General features: G+C 68.6%; 16 protein-coding genes, 1 tRNA gene, 1 pseudogene and 1 riboswitch. Of the genes and pseudogenes, 5 read left to right on the top strand and 13 right to left on the bottom strand.

Going from position 1 to position 17,447, the window contains the following annotated elements; all coding sequences use genetic code 11:
• Positions 1-86 precede the first annotated feature (86 nt).
• Positions 87-3,113 carry an excinuclease ABC subunit UvrA gene (gene uvrA / locus V9K99_RS37120; protein WP_337010548.1) on the bottom strand — a complete coding sequence of 1,009 codons (3,027 nt, stop codon included), beginning with the start codon at positions 3,111-3,113 and terminating at the stop codon, positions 87-89.
• A 214-nt stretch (positions 3,114-3,327) separates the two neighbouring features.
• Between uvrA and V9K99_RS37115 the strand changes: the two genes are divergently transcribed.
• Both V9K99_RS37115 and V9K99_RS37110 read left to right on the top strand, forming a co-directional pair.
• Positions 3,328-3,987: an MBL fold metallo-hydrolase gene (locus V9K99_RS37115; RefSeq protein ID WP_337010550.1), complete on the top strand. Its 660-nt coding sequence runs from the start codon at positions 3,328-3,330 to the stop codon at positions 3,985-3,987.
• Positions 3,903-4,403 carry an Imm7 family immunity protein gene (locus V9K99_RS37110; RefSeq protein WP_337324173.1) on the top strand — a complete coding sequence of 167 codons (501 nt, stop codon included), beginning with the start codon at positions 3,903-3,905 and terminating at the stop codon, positions 4,401-4,403. The genes V9K99_RS37115 and V9K99_RS37110 overlap by 85 nt, the downstream gene beginning before the upstream one ends.
• Positions 4,404-4,477: 74 nt before the next feature.
• Here V9K99_RS37110 and V9K99_RS37105 read toward each other — a convergent pair whose 3' ends face one another.
• Both V9K99_RS37105 and V9K99_RS37100 read right to left on the bottom strand, forming a co-directional pair.
• Entirely contained in the window at positions 4,478-4,801 is a 324-nt protein-coding gene (locus V9K99_RS37105; RefSeq protein WP_337010553.1) for a nuclear transport factor 2 family protein, read from the bottom strand.
• Between the two features lie 8 nt (positions 4,802-4,809).
• Positions 4,810-5,298 (bottom strand): cupin domain-containing protein, encoded by a 489-nt coding sequence (locus tag V9K99_RS37100; protein WP_337010555.1) that lies wholly within the window; start codon positions 5,296-5,298, stop codon positions 4,810-4,812.
• A gap of 87 nt (positions 5,299-5,385) precedes the next feature.
• Between V9K99_RS37100 and V9K99_RS37095 the strand changes: the two genes are divergently transcribed.
• Positions 5,386-6,519 (top strand): helix-turn-helix transcriptional regulator, encoded by a 1,134-nt coding sequence (locus tag V9K99_RS37095; RefSeq protein ID WP_337010557.1) that lies wholly within the window; start codon positions 5,386-5,388, stop codon positions 6,517-6,519.
• Here the strand turns inward: V9K99_RS37095 and V9K99_RS37090 are convergent.
• On the bottom strand, positions 6,508-7,131 hold the full coding sequence (locus V9K99_RS37090; protein WP_337010559.1) for a tetratricopeptide repeat protein: 624 nt from the start codon (positions 7,129-7,131) through the stop codon (positions 6,508-6,510). The genes V9K99_RS37095 and V9K99_RS37090 overlap by 12 nt on opposite strands.
• Positions 7,132-7,156: 25 nt before the next feature.
• Positions 7,157-8,101, bottom strand: a complete 945-nt coding sequence (locus V9K99_RS37085; protein ID WP_337010561.1) for a S1C family serine protease — start codon at positions 8,099-8,101, stop codon at positions 7,157-7,159.
• Positions 8,102-8,218: 117 nt separating this feature from the next.
• Here V9K99_RS37085 and V9K99_RS37080 point away from each other — a divergent pair, with 117 nt between their 5' ends.
• Both V9K99_RS37080 and V9K99_RS37075 read left to right on the top strand, forming a co-directional pair.
• Complete coding sequence (locus tag V9K99_RS37080) at positions 8,219-8,767, top strand: TetR/AcrR family transcriptional regulator (protein WP_337010563.1); 549 nt, start codon at positions 8,219-8,221, stop codon at positions 8,765-8,767.
• Between the two features lie 65 nt (positions 8,768-8,832).
• Complete coding sequence (locus V9K99_RS37075; RefSeq protein WP_337010565.1) at positions 8,833-11,016, top strand: MMPL family transporter; 2,184 nt, start codon at positions 8,833-8,835, stop codon at positions 11,014-11,016.
• Between the two features lie 117 nt (positions 11,017-11,133).
• Here the strand turns inward: V9K99_RS37075 and V9K99_RS42835 are convergent.
• The 8 genes and pseudogenes from V9K99_RS42835 to V9K99_RS37040 all read right to left on the bottom strand — a co-directional run.
• A pseudogene (locus V9K99_RS42835) lies at positions 11,134-11,397 on the bottom strand (group I intron-associated PD-(D/E)XK endonuclease); the annotation flags it as partial.
• Positions 11,398-11,879: 482 nt separating this feature from the next.
• Positions 11,880-11,954, bottom strand: a tRNA-Pro gene (locus V9K99_RS37070).
• A gap of 69 nt (positions 11,955-12,023) precedes the next feature.
• Positions 12,024-13,403 (bottom strand): ribosome biogenesis GTPase Der, encoded by a 1,380-nt coding sequence (gene der, locus V9K99_RS37065; RefSeq protein ID WP_337010569.1) that lies wholly within the window; start codon positions 13,401-13,403, stop codon positions 12,024-12,026.
• Positions 13,396-14,124, bottom strand: coding sequence for a lysophospholipid acyltransferase family protein (locus V9K99_RS37060; protein ID WP_337010571.1), 729 nt, complete (start codon positions 14,122-14,124; stop codon positions 13,396-13,398). The genes der and V9K99_RS37060 overlap by 8 nt, the downstream gene beginning before the upstream one ends.
• Before the next feature lie 118 nt (positions 14,125-14,242).
• Positions 14,243-14,929, bottom strand: coding sequence for a (d)CMP kinase (gene cmk, locus V9K99_RS37055; RefSeq protein WP_337010573.1), 687 nt, complete (start codon positions 14,927-14,929; stop codon positions 14,243-14,245).
• A gap of 72 nt (positions 14,930-15,001) precedes the next feature.
• Positions 15,002-16,066 carry a prephenate dehydrogenase gene (locus V9K99_RS37050; RefSeq protein ID WP_337010575.1) on the bottom strand — a complete coding sequence of 355 codons (1,065 nt, stop codon included), beginning with the start codon at positions 16,064-16,066 and terminating at the stop codon, positions 15,002-15,004.
• On the bottom strand, positions 16,063-16,431 hold the full coding sequence (aroH, locus tag V9K99_RS37045) for a chorismate mutase (protein WP_337010577.1): 369 nt from the start codon (positions 16,429-16,431) through the stop codon (positions 16,063-16,065). The genes V9K99_RS37050 and aroH overlap by 4 nt, the downstream gene beginning before the upstream one ends.
• 31 nt (positions 16,432-16,462) lie before the next feature.
• Positions 16,463-17,332 (bottom strand): bifunctional 5,10-methylenetetrahydrofolate dehydrogenase/5,10-methenyltetrahydrofolate cyclohydrolase, encoded by an 870-nt coding sequence (locus tag V9K99_RS37040; protein WP_337010579.1) that lies wholly within the window; start codon positions 17,330-17,332, stop codon positions 16,463-16,465.
• A 25-nt stretch (positions 17,333-17,357) separates the two neighbouring features.
• Positions 17,358-17,447, bottom strand: a riboswitch (ZMP/ZTP riboswitch).

Below are 17,447 nucleotides of genomic sequence, written 5' to 3'. Positions count from 1 at the left end.
CCCGGCAAAGGCCGGGGCAGGAGCGCTGGTGCATGGGAGTCGCCGGGTCGGGACGTCCTACGCGCAGTCGCCGTACCCGAACGATGTCAACTGCGGCTTTCTGCGCGCTTTCTGGTCGCTTTCTGGGCGACCGTCTTCTTGGCTGCTGTCGTCGTCTTGGCTGCCGTCGTCTTGGCTGCGGCCTTCTTTGCCGGTGCCTTCTTGGCCGGAGCCTTCTTCGCGGCCGTCTTCGCCGCGGCCGCCTGCTTCTTGGCGCTGGGTTTGGCGGCGCGGCCGGCCAGGATCTCGGCCAGGAACTCGCCGGTGTACGACGCCGGGTTCGTCGCGACGTCTTCCGGCGTACCCTCGGCCACCAGCGTCCCGCCACGTCGGCCGCCGTCCGGGCCGAGGTCGATGATCCAGTCGGCGGTCTTGATCACGTCGAGGTTGTGCTCGATCACCAGCACCGAGTTGCCCTTGTCGACCAGGCCGCCGAGGACGCCGAGCAGCTTGCGGATGTCCTCGAAGTGCAGACCGGTGGTCGGCTCGTCCAGCACGTACACCGTCCGGCCCGTCGACCGCTTCTGCAGCTCCGAGGCCAGCTTCACCCGCTGCGCCTCACCACCGGACAGCGTCGGCGCGGGCTGGCCAAGCCGGACGTACCCCAGACCGACCTCGGTCAGCGTCGTCAGGTGCCGCGAGATCGCCGGGATGGCGGCGAAGAACTCCGACGCCTCCTCGATCGGCATGTCCAGGATGTCCGCGACCGTCTTGCCCTTGTAGTGCACCTCGAGCGTCTCCCGGTTGTACCGGGCGCCGTGGCACACCTCGCACGGGACGTAGACGTCCGGCAGGAAGTTCATCTCGATCTTCAGCGTGCCGTCACCCGAGCAGGCCTCGCACCGGCCGCCCTTGACGTTGAACGAGAACCGGCCCTGCTGGTACCCGCGGACCTTCGCCTCCGGCGTCTCCGCGAACAGCTTGCGGACGTGGTCCCACACGCCGGTGTAGGTGGCCGGGTTCGACCGGGGGGTCCGGCCGATCGGCGACTGGTCGACGTGGATGACCTTGTCGACCAGCTCCATCCCGGAGATCTTCGTGTGCCGTCCGGGCACCGTGCGGGCGCCGTAGATCTGCCGGGCGAGCGAGGTGTAGAGGATGTCGTTGACCAGCGTCGACTTGCCCGAGCCGGACACCCCCGTGACCGCGACGAACACCCCGAGCGGGATGGTCACGTCGATGTCCTTGAGGTTGTTCTGCCGGGCGCCGTACACGGTGAGCTCGCGGCCCTCGGTGAGCGGTCGCCGGACCGGCGGGATGGGGATCTCCCGGCGGCCGGACACGTACGCACCGGTGATCGAGTCGGGGTGGTTCTTCAGGTCCTCGACCGTGCCGGAGACGACCACCTGACCGCCGTGCTCACCGGCACCTGGGCCGATGTCGACGACCCAGTCGGCGTGGTCGATGGTGTCCTCGTCGTGCTCCACCACGATCAGCGTGTTGCCGAGCTCCTTCAACCGGACCAGGGTGTCGATCAGCCGCCGGTTGTCCCGCTGGTGCAGACCGATCGACGGCTCGTCGAGCACGTACAGTACGCCGACCAGCCCCGAGCCGATCTGGGTCGCGAGCCGGATCCGCTGCGCCTCGCCACCGGACAGCGAACCCGCCGGCCGGCTCAGCGCCAGGTAGTCCAGGCCGACGTCGAGCAGGAACCGCAGCCGCTCGCCGATCTCCTTGACCACGCGCTCCGCGATCTGCTTCTCCCGCGGGGACAGGTCCATCTGGACGAGGAACTCGTGCACCTCGTCGATCGACATCGCACTGATCTCGGCGATGTTCTTCCCACCCAGCGTGACCGCGAGCGAGATCGGCTTCAGCCGCGCGCCGTTGCAGGCCAGGCACGGCACCTCGCGCATGTACTCCTCGAAGCGCTCCCGGCTGGTGTCGCTCGACGCCTCCGCGTGCCGTCGCTCGACGTACGGGATCACACCCTCGAAGGTGGTGTAGTAGGACCGCTCGCGGCCGTACCGGTTCTTGTACGAGACGTGCACCTGCCGGTCGTGCCCGGTCAGCAGCGACTTCTTCGCCTTCGCCGGCAGCTCGCCGAACGGCGTACTGGTCTTGATCTTCAGGTCCCTGGCCAGCGCCTCGAGCAGCCGCTCGAAGTACTGCGTGACGTTCGCACCCGACCACGGCTGGATCGCTCCCTCGTCCAGTGACTTGGACGGGTCCGGGACCAGCAGCTCCGGGTCGACCTCCATCCGGGTGCCGAGACCGGTGCACACCGGGCAGGCGCCGTACGGCGAGTTGAACGAGAACGACCGTGGCTCCAGCTCGTCGATCGCGAGCGGGTGATCGTTCGGGCAGGCGAGCTTCTCGGAGAACCGGCGCTCGCGGTGCGGGTCGTTCTCCGGCAGGTCGACGAAGTCCAGCACGACCAGGCCACTGGCCAGGCCGAGCGCGGTCTCGATCGAGTCGGTCAGCCGCTGCCGCGCGGAGCGCTTCACCGCGAGCCGGTCGACGACGACCTCGATGGTGTGCTTCTTCTGCTTGTCCAGCTTCGGCGGCTCGATCAGCTGGATCGTCTCGCCGTCCACCCGGGCCCGGGACAGGCCCTGGCCGCTGAGCTGGCGGAACAGGTCGACGTACTCCCCCTTGCGGCCGCGGACGACCGGCGCGAGCACCTGGAACCGGGTGCCCTCGTCCAGCTCGAGCACCCGGTCGACGATCTGCTGCGGGGTCTGCCGCGCGATCGGCTCACCGCACTCCGGACAGTGCGGACGGCCGGCCCGGGCGAACAGCAACCGGAGGTAGTCGTAGACCTCGGTGATCGTGCCGACGGTCGAGCGCGGATTCCGCGAGGTGGACTTCTGGTCGATCGAGACGGCCGGTGACAGGCCCTCGATGAAGTCCACGTCCGGCTTGTCCATCTGGCCGAGGAACTGGCGCGCGTACGCCGACAGCGACTCGACGTACCGCCGCTGGCCCTCGGCGAAGATCGTGTCGAACGCCAGGCTGGACTTGCCGGACCCGGACAGGCCGGTGAAAACGATCATGGCGTCCCGCGGCAGGTCGACCGAGACGTCTTTCAGGTTGTGCTCACGCGCTCCGCGCACGATCAGACGGTCAGACACAAGCTCACTCTCAGCCGTTCTCGAGGGGTTCCATGGCATGCCCGGTCATGCTAACGAGGCCCACCGACAAAAACTTCCGGCGCCGGATCGGGAGGTCCCGAGGAGACGCGCTTCGAAAGTATATTCGATCGAGAAGGGTGGTTCTGGCAAACATGACCTGGCGACCGGTTTGATGCAAGGATCGGCGGTGATACCGACTTCCCCGGGAGGGCGCATGCCGGAGTACCACGGAAACGTCAAGGTCGGCGGACCCGTGCAGACCCACGAGCTGGCCGACCTGATGATCACCAAGGTCGCCGTCGGGCCGATGGACAACAACGCCTATCTGCTCCGCTGCCGCCGTACCGACGAACAGGTGCTGATCGACGCGGCCAACGACGCGCAGACGCTGCTGAGGCTGATCGGCGACGGCGGGCTCGAGCGGGTCGTCACCACCCACCGGCACCAGGACCACTGGCAGGCCCTCGCCGAGGTGGTGGCCCGGACCAGCGCGACGACGGTCGCCGGCCGGTACGACGCCGAGGGCATCGACGTACCCACCGACGAGCTCGTCGACGAGGGCGCGACCATCCCGGTGGGCCGGTGCACGCTCAAGGTCATCCACCTGGTCGGCCACACCCCGGGCTCGATCGCCCTCCTGTACGACGACCCGGCCGGCGCCCCCCACCTCTTCACCGGCGACTCCCTGTTCCCCGGCGGCGTCGGCAACACCCAGGGCGACGCCGAGCGGTTCACCTCCCTCATCAACGACGTCGAGGCCAAGCTCTTCAACGCCCTCCCCGACGAAACCTGGGTCTACCCAGGCCACGGCTCCGACACCACCCTCGGCAAGGAACGCCCCAACCTCCCCGACTGGCGAGCGCGCGGCTGGTAGGCACACGCGTATTCGAGTACCACGGCTGGGCCACGGTCCGGGACTCCCAGGACGCGCTCGGCGGAAAGGCCGACAACCTGAGCCAGGACGCGTACGACGCCGTGCTCAAGGAACTCGCCGGCTTACAGAGCGACCTGCAGACAGCCGATCTACGGATCGCCAACGGCTCGGCTCACCTGTGGATGGCAGGCCTACGCAATCACCGCCAAGACACTGTGGTCGAGGCGTTCCGAAGAATCGCTGATGCGGCGCCGTGGTCGTACGGCCTGCTACACGTCTACGACGACGAAGCCCAAGGCGCGAACGAGAACCGCTGGGTCGCGTGGGTCATGAAGCGCGGCTCCGTAGTTCCAGAGGCAGATCCGTATCTCTCACCGCACGTAGGCGTGGTGGAGGACGACCTCGATGGCGCTTGACCGTCCCGCTCCGTCGGCCACCCCGGCCACGTCTCCGAGACGGTGACCGACTAGCAGATCCCGATCCCTGGAGGTCAGTGGCTGAGGTAGACGATGGCGTAGCGCCAGGTGCCGTCTGGAGTTCGTCGTACGACGTTGATGGCTGGCTCGCTGATGATCAGGGCGGTCCCCCGTAGCTGGAGGACCGCTCTGGGGTTGGCGACGTACTGGCTCTGGTGGTCCCATAGGTCGGCCACGAGGCACTCGATCTGCTGCCGGCCGTGGGCCTCGCCACGCTGCCCCGGTCGGTGCAAGACGGCGTCCGGCTCGAACAGTTGGGCGAGCGCCTCGTGGTCATGTAGGACGAACGCGTCCTCGAGGAGCGTTTCGAGCTCCTCAGGGGTTCGGGCCGCGCTCACGGGTTCACCTAGAAGATCAATTGGTGGCGCTCGACAATCGGCATCGTCGCCTCGAAGTCGACCTCGCAGCCGTAGCTGCCGGCCAGCGCCGGGAGCGTCTCCGGGTCGTACTCACCGCCTGGCTCGGCCAGTTTGCGGAACAGCGCCTCGATGCCTCCGGGCGAGATCATCTCGAGCACCCGGAGCGGCTCGTCACCGGCGTTCCAGAAGGTGTGCCACTGCCTGCGGGGCTTGAAGACGAGCGTGCCCGCTTCCGCGAACACCTCCTGGTCACCGAGCATCACTCCCAACCGCCCCGCGAGAACGAAGCTGTACTCGTCCTCCCGCGTGTGCAGATGGACCGGCGCCGCGAGCACCCGCGGCCCCAAAGTGTGTTCGACCAGCGAGAACTGGCCACCGGTATCCACACTGTCGATCAGGTACCGGTCGGCCCTGGTCCCCTGCTCGTCTGTCGTCGTCACGCCCTCGGACGGCCCTACCACTCGTGCTTGTGTCATGCCTCGACGCTAAGAACGGGACCACCGGCCGACCATTCCAGATATGTGGTATCCCGAGGCCGGGTCGGGGCGCCGTACTGTGATGGTGTGAGCGGGTACGCGAAAGAGCGTGCGAGCGACCGGATAGGGGCGCTGACCCGACGGGGGCTCGACCTCGTCACGTTCTGGCGCGAGTCGTCCGAGGCCATCGCCGGCGCAGTCCCGTACTACCAGGCACCCTGCTGGTACACGCTCGATCCGGCCTCGCTACTGGTCACCAGTCACTTCAACGAAGGCATGCCGGAGCTTCCGCCCGAATGGCTCGCCCAGGAGTACTACGCCGACGACGTCAACCAACTCGTCGACGTCGCCCGATCGGAGCGAGGCATCTCGACACTGCACGAGGCCACCGGTGGCAACCCGGCGAGCAGCCCGCGCTGGCACGAGAACATCGCCTTCGGTGGTGACCAGGAGCTGATCGCGTGTCTGCGAACGAGGACCGGCGAAGTGTGGGGAGCACTCGGCCTCTACCGCGAAGTGGGCCAGCCGCTCTTCGATGCCGACGACCTCGCCTTCATCCGAGCCGTCGCACCCGTGCTGGCGGCCGGGGCCCGCGGCTCCTTGCTCCTCGGCGAGGCCACCGATCCGCAAGGCACCGACGCGCCCGGCCTCATCGTCATCACCGAGGACTGGGAGATCGAATCCGCCACACCGGGCGTCGAACACTGGATCGCCGAACTACCCGACGGCGACCTGGCCGCGGGCCGGCTGCCCTCGGCGGTGCTTGCGGTCGCCGGCCGGGCTCTGCGTACGGCGACCTACCCGGACGCCGGCGAAGTCGCTGTATCCCGGGTGCTGTCGCGGTCCGGGCGCTGGGTCGTGCTGCACGGATCCTCGCTGGTCTCGTCGAGCTCCCGCCGCGTCGCCGTGATCGTCGAGCCGGCCCATCCTGGCCGCATAGCTCCCCTGCTCATGTCGGCGTACGGACTGACGGATCGCGAGCAGGAGATCACTCGGCTGGTGCTGCAGGGCAACTCGACCACCGACATCGCCGAGCGGCTCGTCGTCTCCGCACATACCGTCCAGCAGCATCTGAAGAACATCTTCGACAAGACCGGCGTCCGCAGCCGGCGCGACCTGGTCGGCAAGATCTTCTTCGCCCACTACGAGCCGCGTGTCCGCGACAACGAGCGCCGCGCGATCGACGGCCGGCCACTCCGCGGCGGGCCGCTAGAGACGTGACCGCGCCTCTTCGACCTGTGCGCTGATGGTCGCGGCGCCGACCGAGGCCGCCAGCTCCGCCGCCTCGTCGGCCAGGGCCCGCGCGTCGTCGCCGTCGCTCAGATAGATCAGCCCGACCAGGTTGGCGGCGACTCCGGCGGTGAAGCCGAGGGTACGACGTAGTGCTGTCGACTCCTCGAGGAGCGCCCGGGCCTCGTCCAGGTTGCCCGCCATGTGAGCCGCGGTGCCCAGATGGCGGAGGGCGTAGGACAAGGTCAGATCGTCGCCGGTCTTGCTGGCGAGCGCACGCGACAGGGTCAGCGCCGAGACCGCGGGCTCCGTGTCGTCGCGGACCACCTGGTGGAAGCAGCCGATCCAGAAGAACGCCTCGGCCTGACCCCGCTCGTCCTCCACGGCGTTGTAGAGCGCCAGCGCCCGCTCGAACAGTTCCAGTTCACGCGGATCCTCGACCCGGTTCGCCAGGAACCGCCCATGCAGCACCTTCCCCCGAGCAAGCACCAGGTCGGCCTCGGCCGCATCCAGCTCTCGATCGGCATCCGCCAGCGCATCAGCCTCCCCGTTGAAGAGCGCCCGCCCAAACAACTCCCCCGCCAGCCGCACCCGTTCATCCACCCGACCGATCCTAAGCTGATCCGGGCTATCGGTCCGTGAGTTCGGCGGGTAGAGCTACGACGTCGACCAGGGCGCCGTTGCGGATGGCGGTGATTTCGGTGCGGCGGCTGATGGCGTCTTCGAAGAGGAGACGTTGGAGGGACTGGGCGTCCCGCAGTGGTGCGCCGTCGACGGCGAGGACGAGGTCACCTTGGCGGAGGCCGGCCTGGGCCGCGGGGCTTCCGGCGATCACCTCAACGACGCGGAGCGCGGTGCGCTGGTCGAAGCGTTCGGCGAGTTGTGGGCGTAGCGGTGCGGGCGTGGTGACCAGCCCGAGGTAAGCACGCCGTACTCGACCGTCGTGCAGCAGCGCGTAGATGATCCGGCGAGTGGTCGTGTTCATCGGAACCGCGAGGCCGAGACCGATGCCGGCCACCGCGGTGTTGATGCCGATCACCCGGCCGTTGCCGTCGGCAAGCGCTCCGCCGGAGTTCCCCGGGTTCAGCGCCGCGTCGGTCTGGATGACGTCCTCGATCATCCGGGTCGCGTTCGACGTCCGCACCGGCAGCGACCGGCCGAGCGCACTGACCACTCCAGCCGTCACACTCCCGGACAGGCCCAGCGGGTTGCCGACCGCAACCACCAGGTTCCCGACCCGCACCTGGTCCGCGTCCCCGTACTCCGGCGGATCGGGGATCTCCCGGTCGGATCGCAGTACGGCGAGATCCGACAGCCGGTCGACACCGATCACCCGCGCCTGGGCCGCCGTACCGTCCGCGAACTCCGCTGTCGCCTGCTCGCCGCCGCCGACCACGTGCGCGTTCGTCAGCAGGTGGCCGTCCTCGGTCAGCACCACGGCCGACCCGGACGAGTCACCCCGGCGGCTCGCGATCCGCAGGCTGGCGACCCGCGGGATCAAATGCTCCGCCACACCCGAGACCACCCGGGAGTAAGCGTCCAGTACGTCGTCCCCAGCAGTCTCCTCGGCCATGTTCGCCTCCCAATTACAGGATTACACCGCAAGCAAAGTCGGGCCAGAGTCGTGAGCCGGACCACAGAACTGACCGATCGGTTGAAAACTGGCCGATCGGTCAGGATGATGGCTGACATGGCAGTCACCACCCCCGCCCGGGAGCGGACCAGGCACGAGATCGTCCGGCAGGCGATGGACCTGTTCCAGGCCCGCGGCTACAACTCGACGTCCCTGCAGGACATCGCCACCGCGGCCGGCTGCTCGAAGGCGACCGTGCTCTACCACTTCCACGGCAAGCCGGCCGTGCTCGCCGCCGTACTCGAACCGGCGGCTGCCGACCTGGCCATCCTGATCAAGACCGTCGACGGCGTGCCCCGGGCGGTGGCACAAGAGATCGCGATCCAGCAGTTCACTGACCTCGCGGTGAAGCACCGCGGAGTGGTTCAGGTCGTCCAGGACATCCTTCCGGTGATCGACGAGATCCCGGAGATCAGCGGACTGATCACCGACGGCATGCAGCTGTCCGGCTACCTGGCCGGCAGCGACGACCAGCTCGAGCGCGACCTCGCCACCCTCGCTATCAACGGCCTGCTCGGCGAGTGCCGCCACCCCGGCGAACGAACCGACGAAGAACTCCGAACCCTCTGCGACACCGCCTTGCGACGACTCCTCAAACGCGCCTGATCCCGGCTGCCCGGCGCCTGCGGGTGCCTGTTCTCTCCCCTGCACACGAACGGACGCATCCCCCGATGGCCAATCTGCTGTACCGGCTCGGCCGGTTCTCCTACCAGCGCCGGCGCCTCGTCGCCGCCGTCTGGGCGGTCTTCCTCGTCCTGCTGGGGGTCGGCGCGCTGACCCTCGGCGGCAAGACGACGAACACCTTCTCGATCCCCGGCACCGAGTCGCAGCGCGCACTCGACGCCCTCAAGACCGAGCTGCCCGCCGCGAGCGGAGCCTCCTCGACCGTGGTGGTGAAGGCACCCGAGGGCAAGACCCTCGCCGACCCGGCAGTGAAGGCCGCCGTCGGTACGACGGTCGCGCAGGTCGCCAAGGTCTCCGGAGTCATCGCCGCGATCGATCCCTTCACCAGCAAGGCGATCAGCCCGGACGGCGCCACCGGCCTGATCAGCGTCCAGTTCGACAAGCCGGCCGACGAGCTCGCGAAGGAGAGCACCGAGGCGTACGACGGTCTCAGCGGACTCAGTTCCGGGGATCTTCAGGTGGTCCCGGGCGGCCAGATCGTCGGCGGCGTACCCGAGGTCGGGGCGACCGAAGTGATCGGAGTCGCGGTCGCGGCCGTCGTACTGGTCGTCACCTTCGGTTCGCTGGTCGCGGCCGGGATGACGTTGCTCACCGCGTTGCTCGGCGTGCTGGCCGGAATGGCCGGGTTGTTCCTGGTCACCGCGTTCACCGATGTGTCGTCGACGGCGCCGATCCTGGCGCTGATGCTGGGGCTGGCGGTCGGGATCGACTACGCGTTGTTCATCAGCTCGCGGCACCGGACCCAGCTGGCCGAGGGCATGGACGAGGAGGAGTCGGTCGGCCGGGCGACCGCGACCGCGGGTTCGGCGGTGTTGTTCGCCGGCGCGACCGTCGTGATCGCGCTGGCCGGGCTCAGTGTGGTCGGGGTTCCGTTCCTCACTGCGATGGGCTTCGCGGCCGCGGCGACCGTACTCACCGCCGTACTCGTCGCGTTGACGCTGCTGCCGGCGCTGCTCGGGTTCGTCGGCAAGCGGATCCTCCCCCGCAAGCTCCGGAAGGCACCGACGGCGGCCGCGCCGACCTCGCCGACCGAAGGCTTTGGGTTCCGCTGGGGCCGGTTCACCACCCGGTTCCGCGTCCCGATCGTTGCTCTCGGCATCATCGGGCTCGGCTTTCTGGCGATCCCGGTCAAGGACATGCAGCTGGCGTTGCCGGACGGCGCGTCGGCGGCGGCTGGGACGAACCAGCGGGTCGCCTACGACCTCACTGCGGCCGCTTTCGGCCCGGGTGCCAACGGTCCGCTCGTGGTCGTTGTGAAGAGCAACAGCGCGGCGACCTCTGGTGCAGTGGTCGAGCAGGTGCTGGCGAAGACGCAGGGACTCAAGGACATGGTCGCGGCGCAGCCCGGTCCGGCGAGTGCGGACGGGTCGACGCGACTGCTGCAGGTGATCCCGGCCAGCGGTCCAGCCACTGAGGAGACCGCGGACCTGGTGAAGAACCTGCGTGCCGCCATCCAGCCGCTCGCCACCGGTGACACGACGATCTCGGTGACCGGCAACACGGCTGTCGGGGTGGATGTGTCGAACAAGCTGTCCAACGCGCTGCCGACGTACCTGCTGGTCGTCATCGGCCTGTCGTTCCTGCTCTTGCTGTTGGCGTTCCGGTCGCTGCTGGTGCCGCTGAAGGCGACGCTCGGGTTCGTGCTGACGATCGGCGCGACGTTCGGGATCACGGTCGCGGTGTTCCAGCAGGGCTGGGGTGCTTCGCTGCTCGGCGTGGACTCACCGGGGCCGCTGGTCAGCTTCCTGCCGATCATCATGATGGGCGTGCTGTTCGGGCTGGCGATGGACTACGAGGTGTTCATCGTGTCCCGGGTGCGGGAGGAGTTCGTGCACGGCAAGCACGCGACCGAGGCGACCGTCGAGGGCCTCGGCCACGGCGCCCGGGTGGTGACGGCGGCGGCGCTCATCATGGCCTCGGTGTTCGCCGGCTTCATCATGGTGCACGACCCGATCATCAAGGCCATCGGCTTCGGCCTCACCATCGGCGTCCTGATCGACGCCTTCGTCGTCCGCATGACCCTCGTCCCCGCCGTGCTCAGCCTCCTCGGCGACCGAGCCTGGTGGTTCCCGAAGTGGCTCGACCGCATAACCCCAAAGGTAGACATCGAAGGCGAATCCCTTCGTGTCACGGAAGCGCCGGAATCCAAGGAACTCGCGAACGTGAGCTGACCCGCGTGGGGCATCAGCGCCGGCTGATGCCCCACGCAGCAGACTCGACGCATCCCCCACCCGGTACGGTGTGTAGTTCTCTGGATCGATGGCCACCCGGCCCGCCACGACGGAACTGGGGATGACGTAGATGCTGCCGTCGCCGAGGACGATGAAGAATAGGTCCAGCGAGTCAGGGTCGTAAGGCATCTTGCCGGCCGTCTTGTCGAGCACGTAGGGGCGCCACCCAATGCCGACCTGCCAGCGGCCCTTGCCGTTGCGGGACGCGGACGTCTTCACCTGAACACGCTGGATGCCTTTGGTCGTCGTCACCAGCAGGTCATACTCCTGAGGTTCGACCGGCAGCGCCACTGCACACCCACGCAAGCTGAACCAGGCCATCGCCACCGCCGACGCCGCATATCGGAGCATCTCCGGCCGCATCGGCTCGTTGAACACATCCACCGGTGTCTCCGGTCGTTCCAGCTTCGTCAGATGTGTGCAATCCAAGCCCAGCCGGACAGCGTGTCCCTTGACTCGAACCCGGTTCTCGCCGTTGTCGATGACACCGAGCCCGGTCAGCACCTCCGCCCAGCAACTCGAGCCCAGCAACACTGAGCGCAGCTGACCGTCTGACCACCGACGTTGGCCGGTGAAGTGCGTCGCGTTCAGGCCGAGACGATCCGCATGGCGCTTGATCGTCCGGATCACGCCTGCGGACGTCGCCTTCAATCCCAGGGCGCGGGCAACCGCACGCCAGGACTGGTTGTCCGCCACCGCCTGTCGCAGTTGGGCATCGTTCCAGGTTCGCCTGTCCTTCGTTGCTGCCATGGGGACAAACGTAAAGAGGGGCACCGACAAAATCGGTGCCCCTCTTTGTGGGGTCGGGCTGCCGAGATTTGAACTCGGGATCTCCAGTCCCCCAGACTGGCGCGTTGACCAAGCTACGCTACAGCCCGATGCCCGCCCCGAGAGGTGAGCGGAGTAAACCTTACCTCATCCGATCTGGTGCTCCGACCAGGGTCCGGTCAGCGTTTCTTGTTCTTTTGGCGGGCTCGGATCTGGACGTGGACGGGGCTGCCGACGAAGCCGAAGTCTTCGCGGAGGCGGCGTTCGATGAAGCGCTGGTACGACGGTTCGATCTGGCCGGAGGTGAAGATCGCGAAGGTCGGCGGCATCGTGGTGGCCTGGGTGCCGAAGAGGATCTTGGGCTGCTTGCCGGAGCGCACCGGGTGGGGGTGAGCCGCGACCAGGCGGCCGAGGAAGGCGTTCAGCTGGCCGGTCGGGACGCGGGTCTGCCAGCCGTCCAATGCGGCCTCGATGGCCGGCACCAGCTTCTCCATGTGGCGGCCGGTGAGCGCGCTGATGTTCACCCGCGGTGCCCAGCGGAACTGGACCAGGTCGCGGTCGATCTCGCGCTCCAGGTAGTAGCGCCGGTCCTCGTCGACCAGGTCCCACTTGTTGTAGGCGATCACCAGCGCCTTGCCGGCCTCCTCGACCGCGTTCATGATCCGCAGGTCCTGCTCCGACATCACTTCGGAGGCGTCGATCACGACCACGACGACCTCGGCCCGCTCGATTGCCGCGTTGGTCCGCAGGGAGGCGTAGTACTCGTGTCCCTGGACGTTCTTCACCTTGCGCCGGATGCCGGCCGTGTCGATGAACCGCCACTCCTTGCCGCCGAGGGTGATCAGCTCGTCCACCGGGTCGACCGTCGTACCGGCGACGTCGCTGACGACGACCCGGTCCTCCTTGGCGACCTTGTTCAGCAGCGAGGACTTGCCCACGTTCGGCTTGCCGACGATCGCGACCCGGCGCGGTCCGCCGGCCTCGCCGTCGCGCTCCGGCGGCGCCTCGGGCAGCGCGGCCAGGACGGCGTCCAGCATGTCGCCGGTGCCGCGGCCGTGCATCGCGGAGACCGGGAACGGCTCGCCGATGCCGAGGCTCCACAGGTTCATCGCCTCGGACTCGACCCGCTGGTCGTCGACCTTGTTGGCGGCCAGTACGACGGGCTTGCCGGACTTCCGCAGGACCCGGACGACCGCCTCGTCCGCGTCGGTGATGCCGACCGTCGCGTCGACCACGAACAGGACCGCGTCGGCGGCGTTGATCGCGACCTCGGCCTGGGCGGCGACCAGCGCGGCCATACCGACCGCGTCCGGGTCCCAGCCGCCGGTGTCGACGACGGTGAAGCCGCGGCCGGCCCAGTTGGCGTCGTACGAGACCCGGTCCCGGGTGACGCCCGGGGTGTCCTCGACGACGGCCTCGCGGCGGCCGATGATGCGGTTCACCAGCGTGGACTTGCCCACGTTCGGCCGGCCGACGATCGCGAGCACGGGCAATGGGCCCGTGTCCTCACGGTCGTGCGTGGGCTCGGCAAAGTCGTAGCCGGTGGGCAGGTCACTCATCAGGATCCTTCTTGTCTGGCTCACCCGGGAGCGGGTGCCCGGTCACTTCGACGGCCGCCCTGACATGGGCCCGCAGCACGTCGCCGATCTGGTCGGCAACCGCTCGTACGTCGGAATGCCTCCTGGGAAAGGGTACGCGGTCAATCGTGAAGGGCTCGCCATAGACTACGTCCACCCGGCTCCCGGCCGGTGGAAAACCCTCCACATCACCGTGCGGAAGGCGCGTTCCGAGCAGTGCGACAGGCAGGATCGGGGCGCCCGTCACCATCGCCAGGTAGGCCACGCCGGTCCGGATCCGGCTGAAATCGCCCGCGCCGCGGGTCCCCTCCGGGTAGATGTTCAGCACCCGGCCGTCCCGGAGCACCTTGATCGACTGCCGGACCGCGAGGACGTCGTACGTCGACCGATCGACCGGAATCTGGCCGAACATCCGCAGCAGCCGCCCCTGCAGACCGCCGAAAGCCTCGATCTTGCCGAGCTGGTGCAGCATCCGGGGCGCGATCGCACCCAGCAGCGGCCCGTCGAGCAGACTCAGGTGGTTCGGGGTCATCAGCACCGGACCGGTCCGCGGGAACCGGTCCTCGTGATGAATGGTCAGCTTGTACCTGCGCCGGAAGTACGGCCGGGCCGCCCTCCGAGCGGGCAACGCGAGCCGGTAGGGCAACGGCGGCAGGTCGTCGGTGCGGGGCAGCTCGAGGTGCCCCGTCAGTTCCGCGGTCATGGGGCCTCCCGCCCTGGACTGAGGAGCGAAGGGAGCGAAGCGACTGGAGTGGCGACGGAAGGGCGGGAGCCAAGGCCCCATGACCCTGCCGGCGCCGGAGGCCCGGCCAAAAGTACTGTCATGACTCCCGGTCGCGGGGGGCGGCCTCGGCCTCCTTGGCGAGTCTGCTGATCACGTCGATGACCTCCTCCAGAGACAGATGTGTCGAGTCGACGGTGACCGCGCCGTCCGAGGCGACCAGGAACTGCGAGACGGTGGCGTCGTCGGCGTCCCGGCGGACGATCTGGTCCCGCAACTGCTCGTGCGTCACCGCCCCGGCCTCGAGCTCGGCGCCGCGCCGGGCCAGCCGGGCGTCCTGGTCGGCGGTGAGGTGCACCTTCAGCTCCGCGTCGGGCGCGACCACGGTGGCGATGTCACGGCCCTCGACCACGATCCCGCCGGTCGGCTGGGCGTCGTCGATGATGGCCCGCTGCCGCCGGATCAGCTCCTTGCGGACGTCCAGGTTGGTGGCGATCTTGCTGACGGTCTCGCTGATCCGCGGCTCCCGGATCGCGGCCGTCACGTCGATGTCGTCGGCGATCACGTACTGCTTCGAGGGGTCGGTGCTGACCTCCAGCCGCAGCTCCCGGCACCGCTGGGCCACAGCTGCCGTGTCGTCCAGGTCGAGGCCGTACTCCAGCGCCGACCACGTCACCGCGCGGTACGTCGCCCCGGTGTCGAGATAACGCAGCCCGAGCCTGGTGGCGACCCCTCGGGCCGTGCTCGACTTACCCGAGCCACTCGGCCCGTCCACAGCGATGATCATGCCCAGAGGTTACCCGTGGACGGGGACAATCCCCCGATCAGGACCGGCCCGCAGGTGACTCGTGTACGGCGGTCAGCGGTGAACGACCCAGCCACGCTCAGTGAGTACGTCGACCAACTGGTCGACCGAACCGGGTTTGACGGCCAACTCGACCTCACCGACCGGGCGGCCCGGGCTGTGGTCGATCCGCAGATCCTCGACGTTGGCACCGGACTCGGCGGCGTCCGCGAACAGCCGGGCCAGCTGCCCCGGCCGGTCGGGAATGGTGACAAGAACGGTGACCAGGTCGATGTGCGGCGCACCGTGCTTCCCCGGTACCCGGACCGCACCTGAGACACCCTGGCCGAGGATCGAGGTCAGCTCCTCGGCCGCCTCTTCCTTGCCTAGCGCAACAAGCACGCGGTCCAGCTCACCGCGAATCTGCTCGAGCAGGCCGGTCAGCGCGGTCGAGTTCGCGGACACGATCTGGGTCCACAGCTTCGGGTCGCCGGCCGCGATCCGGGTCACGTCCCGGACGCCCTGCCCGGACAGCTGCAGGTGTGAGTTCGGCGCGTCCACCAGGGTCCCCGCGGCCAGCGCCGACATCAGATGCGGCAGGTGCGATACCCGGGCAACGGCGAGATCGTGGTCCTCGACTGACAGCTCGACTGTCCGCGCACCGGACGCCTCGGCCAGCCGCCGGACCAGCTCGACCGCTTCGGGTGCGCTGGTCTCGTGCGGGGTGATGGCCCAGGTCGCGCCGTCGAACAGGTCCGCGCGCGCGGCGAGTGGCCCATTCCGCTCCGAACCTGCCATCGGGTGACTGCCGACGTACCGGCTGAGATCAGCGGTCAACCGGGACGCGTCGGCGAGCGGCTTCGACTTCACGCTGGCGGCGTCGGTGACGATCGCGTCGGTCTGCTCGAGTTGCTCGGCGACCACCTGACCGACGTGATCCGGCGGTACGGCGACCACCACGAGCTGCGGCTCGATCTGGACCAGCCGCGAGCCGGCCCCGATCCGCTCAGCCATCAACGCGGTGTCAGGGTCGGCGTCGACCAACTCCACCACCACACCCAACCGGCCCAGCGCGAGTCCGATCGACGTACCGATCAGTCCGGCGCCGACAATCCGAACCGGACCCCGAAGCTCGGTCACTGGGCGCCTGTGAGATCTGGACGCAGGGCGACGGCGCCGTGCAGGTAGACGTGCTGGATCTTGTCGCGGGAGCGCGCCGACTCGGCGTGCACCATCATCCGGACCACCCGCGGCAGAGCGTGCGGGACGTCGATCTCCTGCATGCACATCAGCGGTACGTCGGTCAGTCCGATCTGCCGGCCCGCCACGGCGGGAAACTCCGAGCGCAGGTCCGGCGTGACGGTGAACAGGATGCTGATCAGGTCCTCCCGGTCCAGATCATTCGCTTCCAGGACTGCCTTCACCAGCTCGGCGGACCGCTCGAGCAGATGCTCGCGCTCGTCCACCTCCAGCTGGGTGGCACCCCGGATCGCCCGTACCGCCACGTCTCCGCCTCCTTAGTCGTCTACCCCAACCCTAGGGCAGAGTAACCACGGAGTGGACAGCCGTCTCGGATTGTGCCTCCGCGGCGTCGACCGTCTGCTCCAGCAGCAGCGCGATCGTCATCGGCCCGACCCCGCCCGGGACCGGGGTGATCAGGCTCGCCACCGCGGCGGCCTCGTCGAAGTGGACGTCGCCGACGTTGCCTTCGTTGTACCCGGCGTCGACCACCACCGCGCCCGGCTTGAGCCAGTCGCCGCGGACGAAGTTCGGCTTGCCGACCGCCGCGACCACGATGTCCGCGGTCCGGACGATGTCGGGCAGGTTCGTGGTCCGCGAGTGGGTGTAGGTGACGGTCGCGTTCGATGCCAGCAGCAACATCCCGGCCGGCTTGCCGAGGATCGGGCTGCGGCCGATCACGACCGCGTGCGCTCCGGCGATCGGTACGTCGTACGCCTCGAGCAGCCGCAGGATGCCGCCGGGCGTGCAGGACCGGAACCCGGGCTCGCCGAACGCCATCGCGGCGAACGCGTGCATGGTCACCCCGTCAACGTCCTTGGCCGGGTCGATCGCCTCGAACGCGGCCCGCTCGTCGATCTGCGCCGGCACCGGGTGCTGCAGCAGGATCCCGTGCACCTCAGGGTCCGCGGACAGCTTGTGCAGCTCAGCGACCAGTTCCTCGGTCGTCGTCTCGGCAGGCAGTACGACGCTCCGCGACCCGATGCCGGCCTTCTTGCTCCGGTTCTGCTTCATCCGCACGTACGTCGCCGACGCAGGGTCGTCCCCCACGAGCACGGTCGCCAGACACGGCTGCACGCCGGTCTTCTCCTGCAGGTCCCGAGCCCTGGCGGCCGCCTTCGCCACCATCTCGGCGGCAAGGTCGGTCCCGATCATCAACTTGGTCATTCCGGCGCGCTCCTTCGGGCAGCGAGAAGGGTGCCCAGGCGCGCGGCTCAGCCAGATCTACCGGCAGACCGTTCCCCGGTGGTCCTCCACCTCAACGCCAGTCGCGGTCCGCGGA

This window comes from Kribbella sp. CCNWLW201 (genome assembly GCF_037203805.1).
In the GTDB taxonomy this organism is placed as follows: domain Bacteria; phylum Actinomycetota; class Actinomycetes; order Propionibacteriales; family Kribbellaceae; genus Kribbella.
Note: the sequence above shows the minus strand (reverse complement) of the source record. Positions and strands in the feature narration are given on the sequence as shown.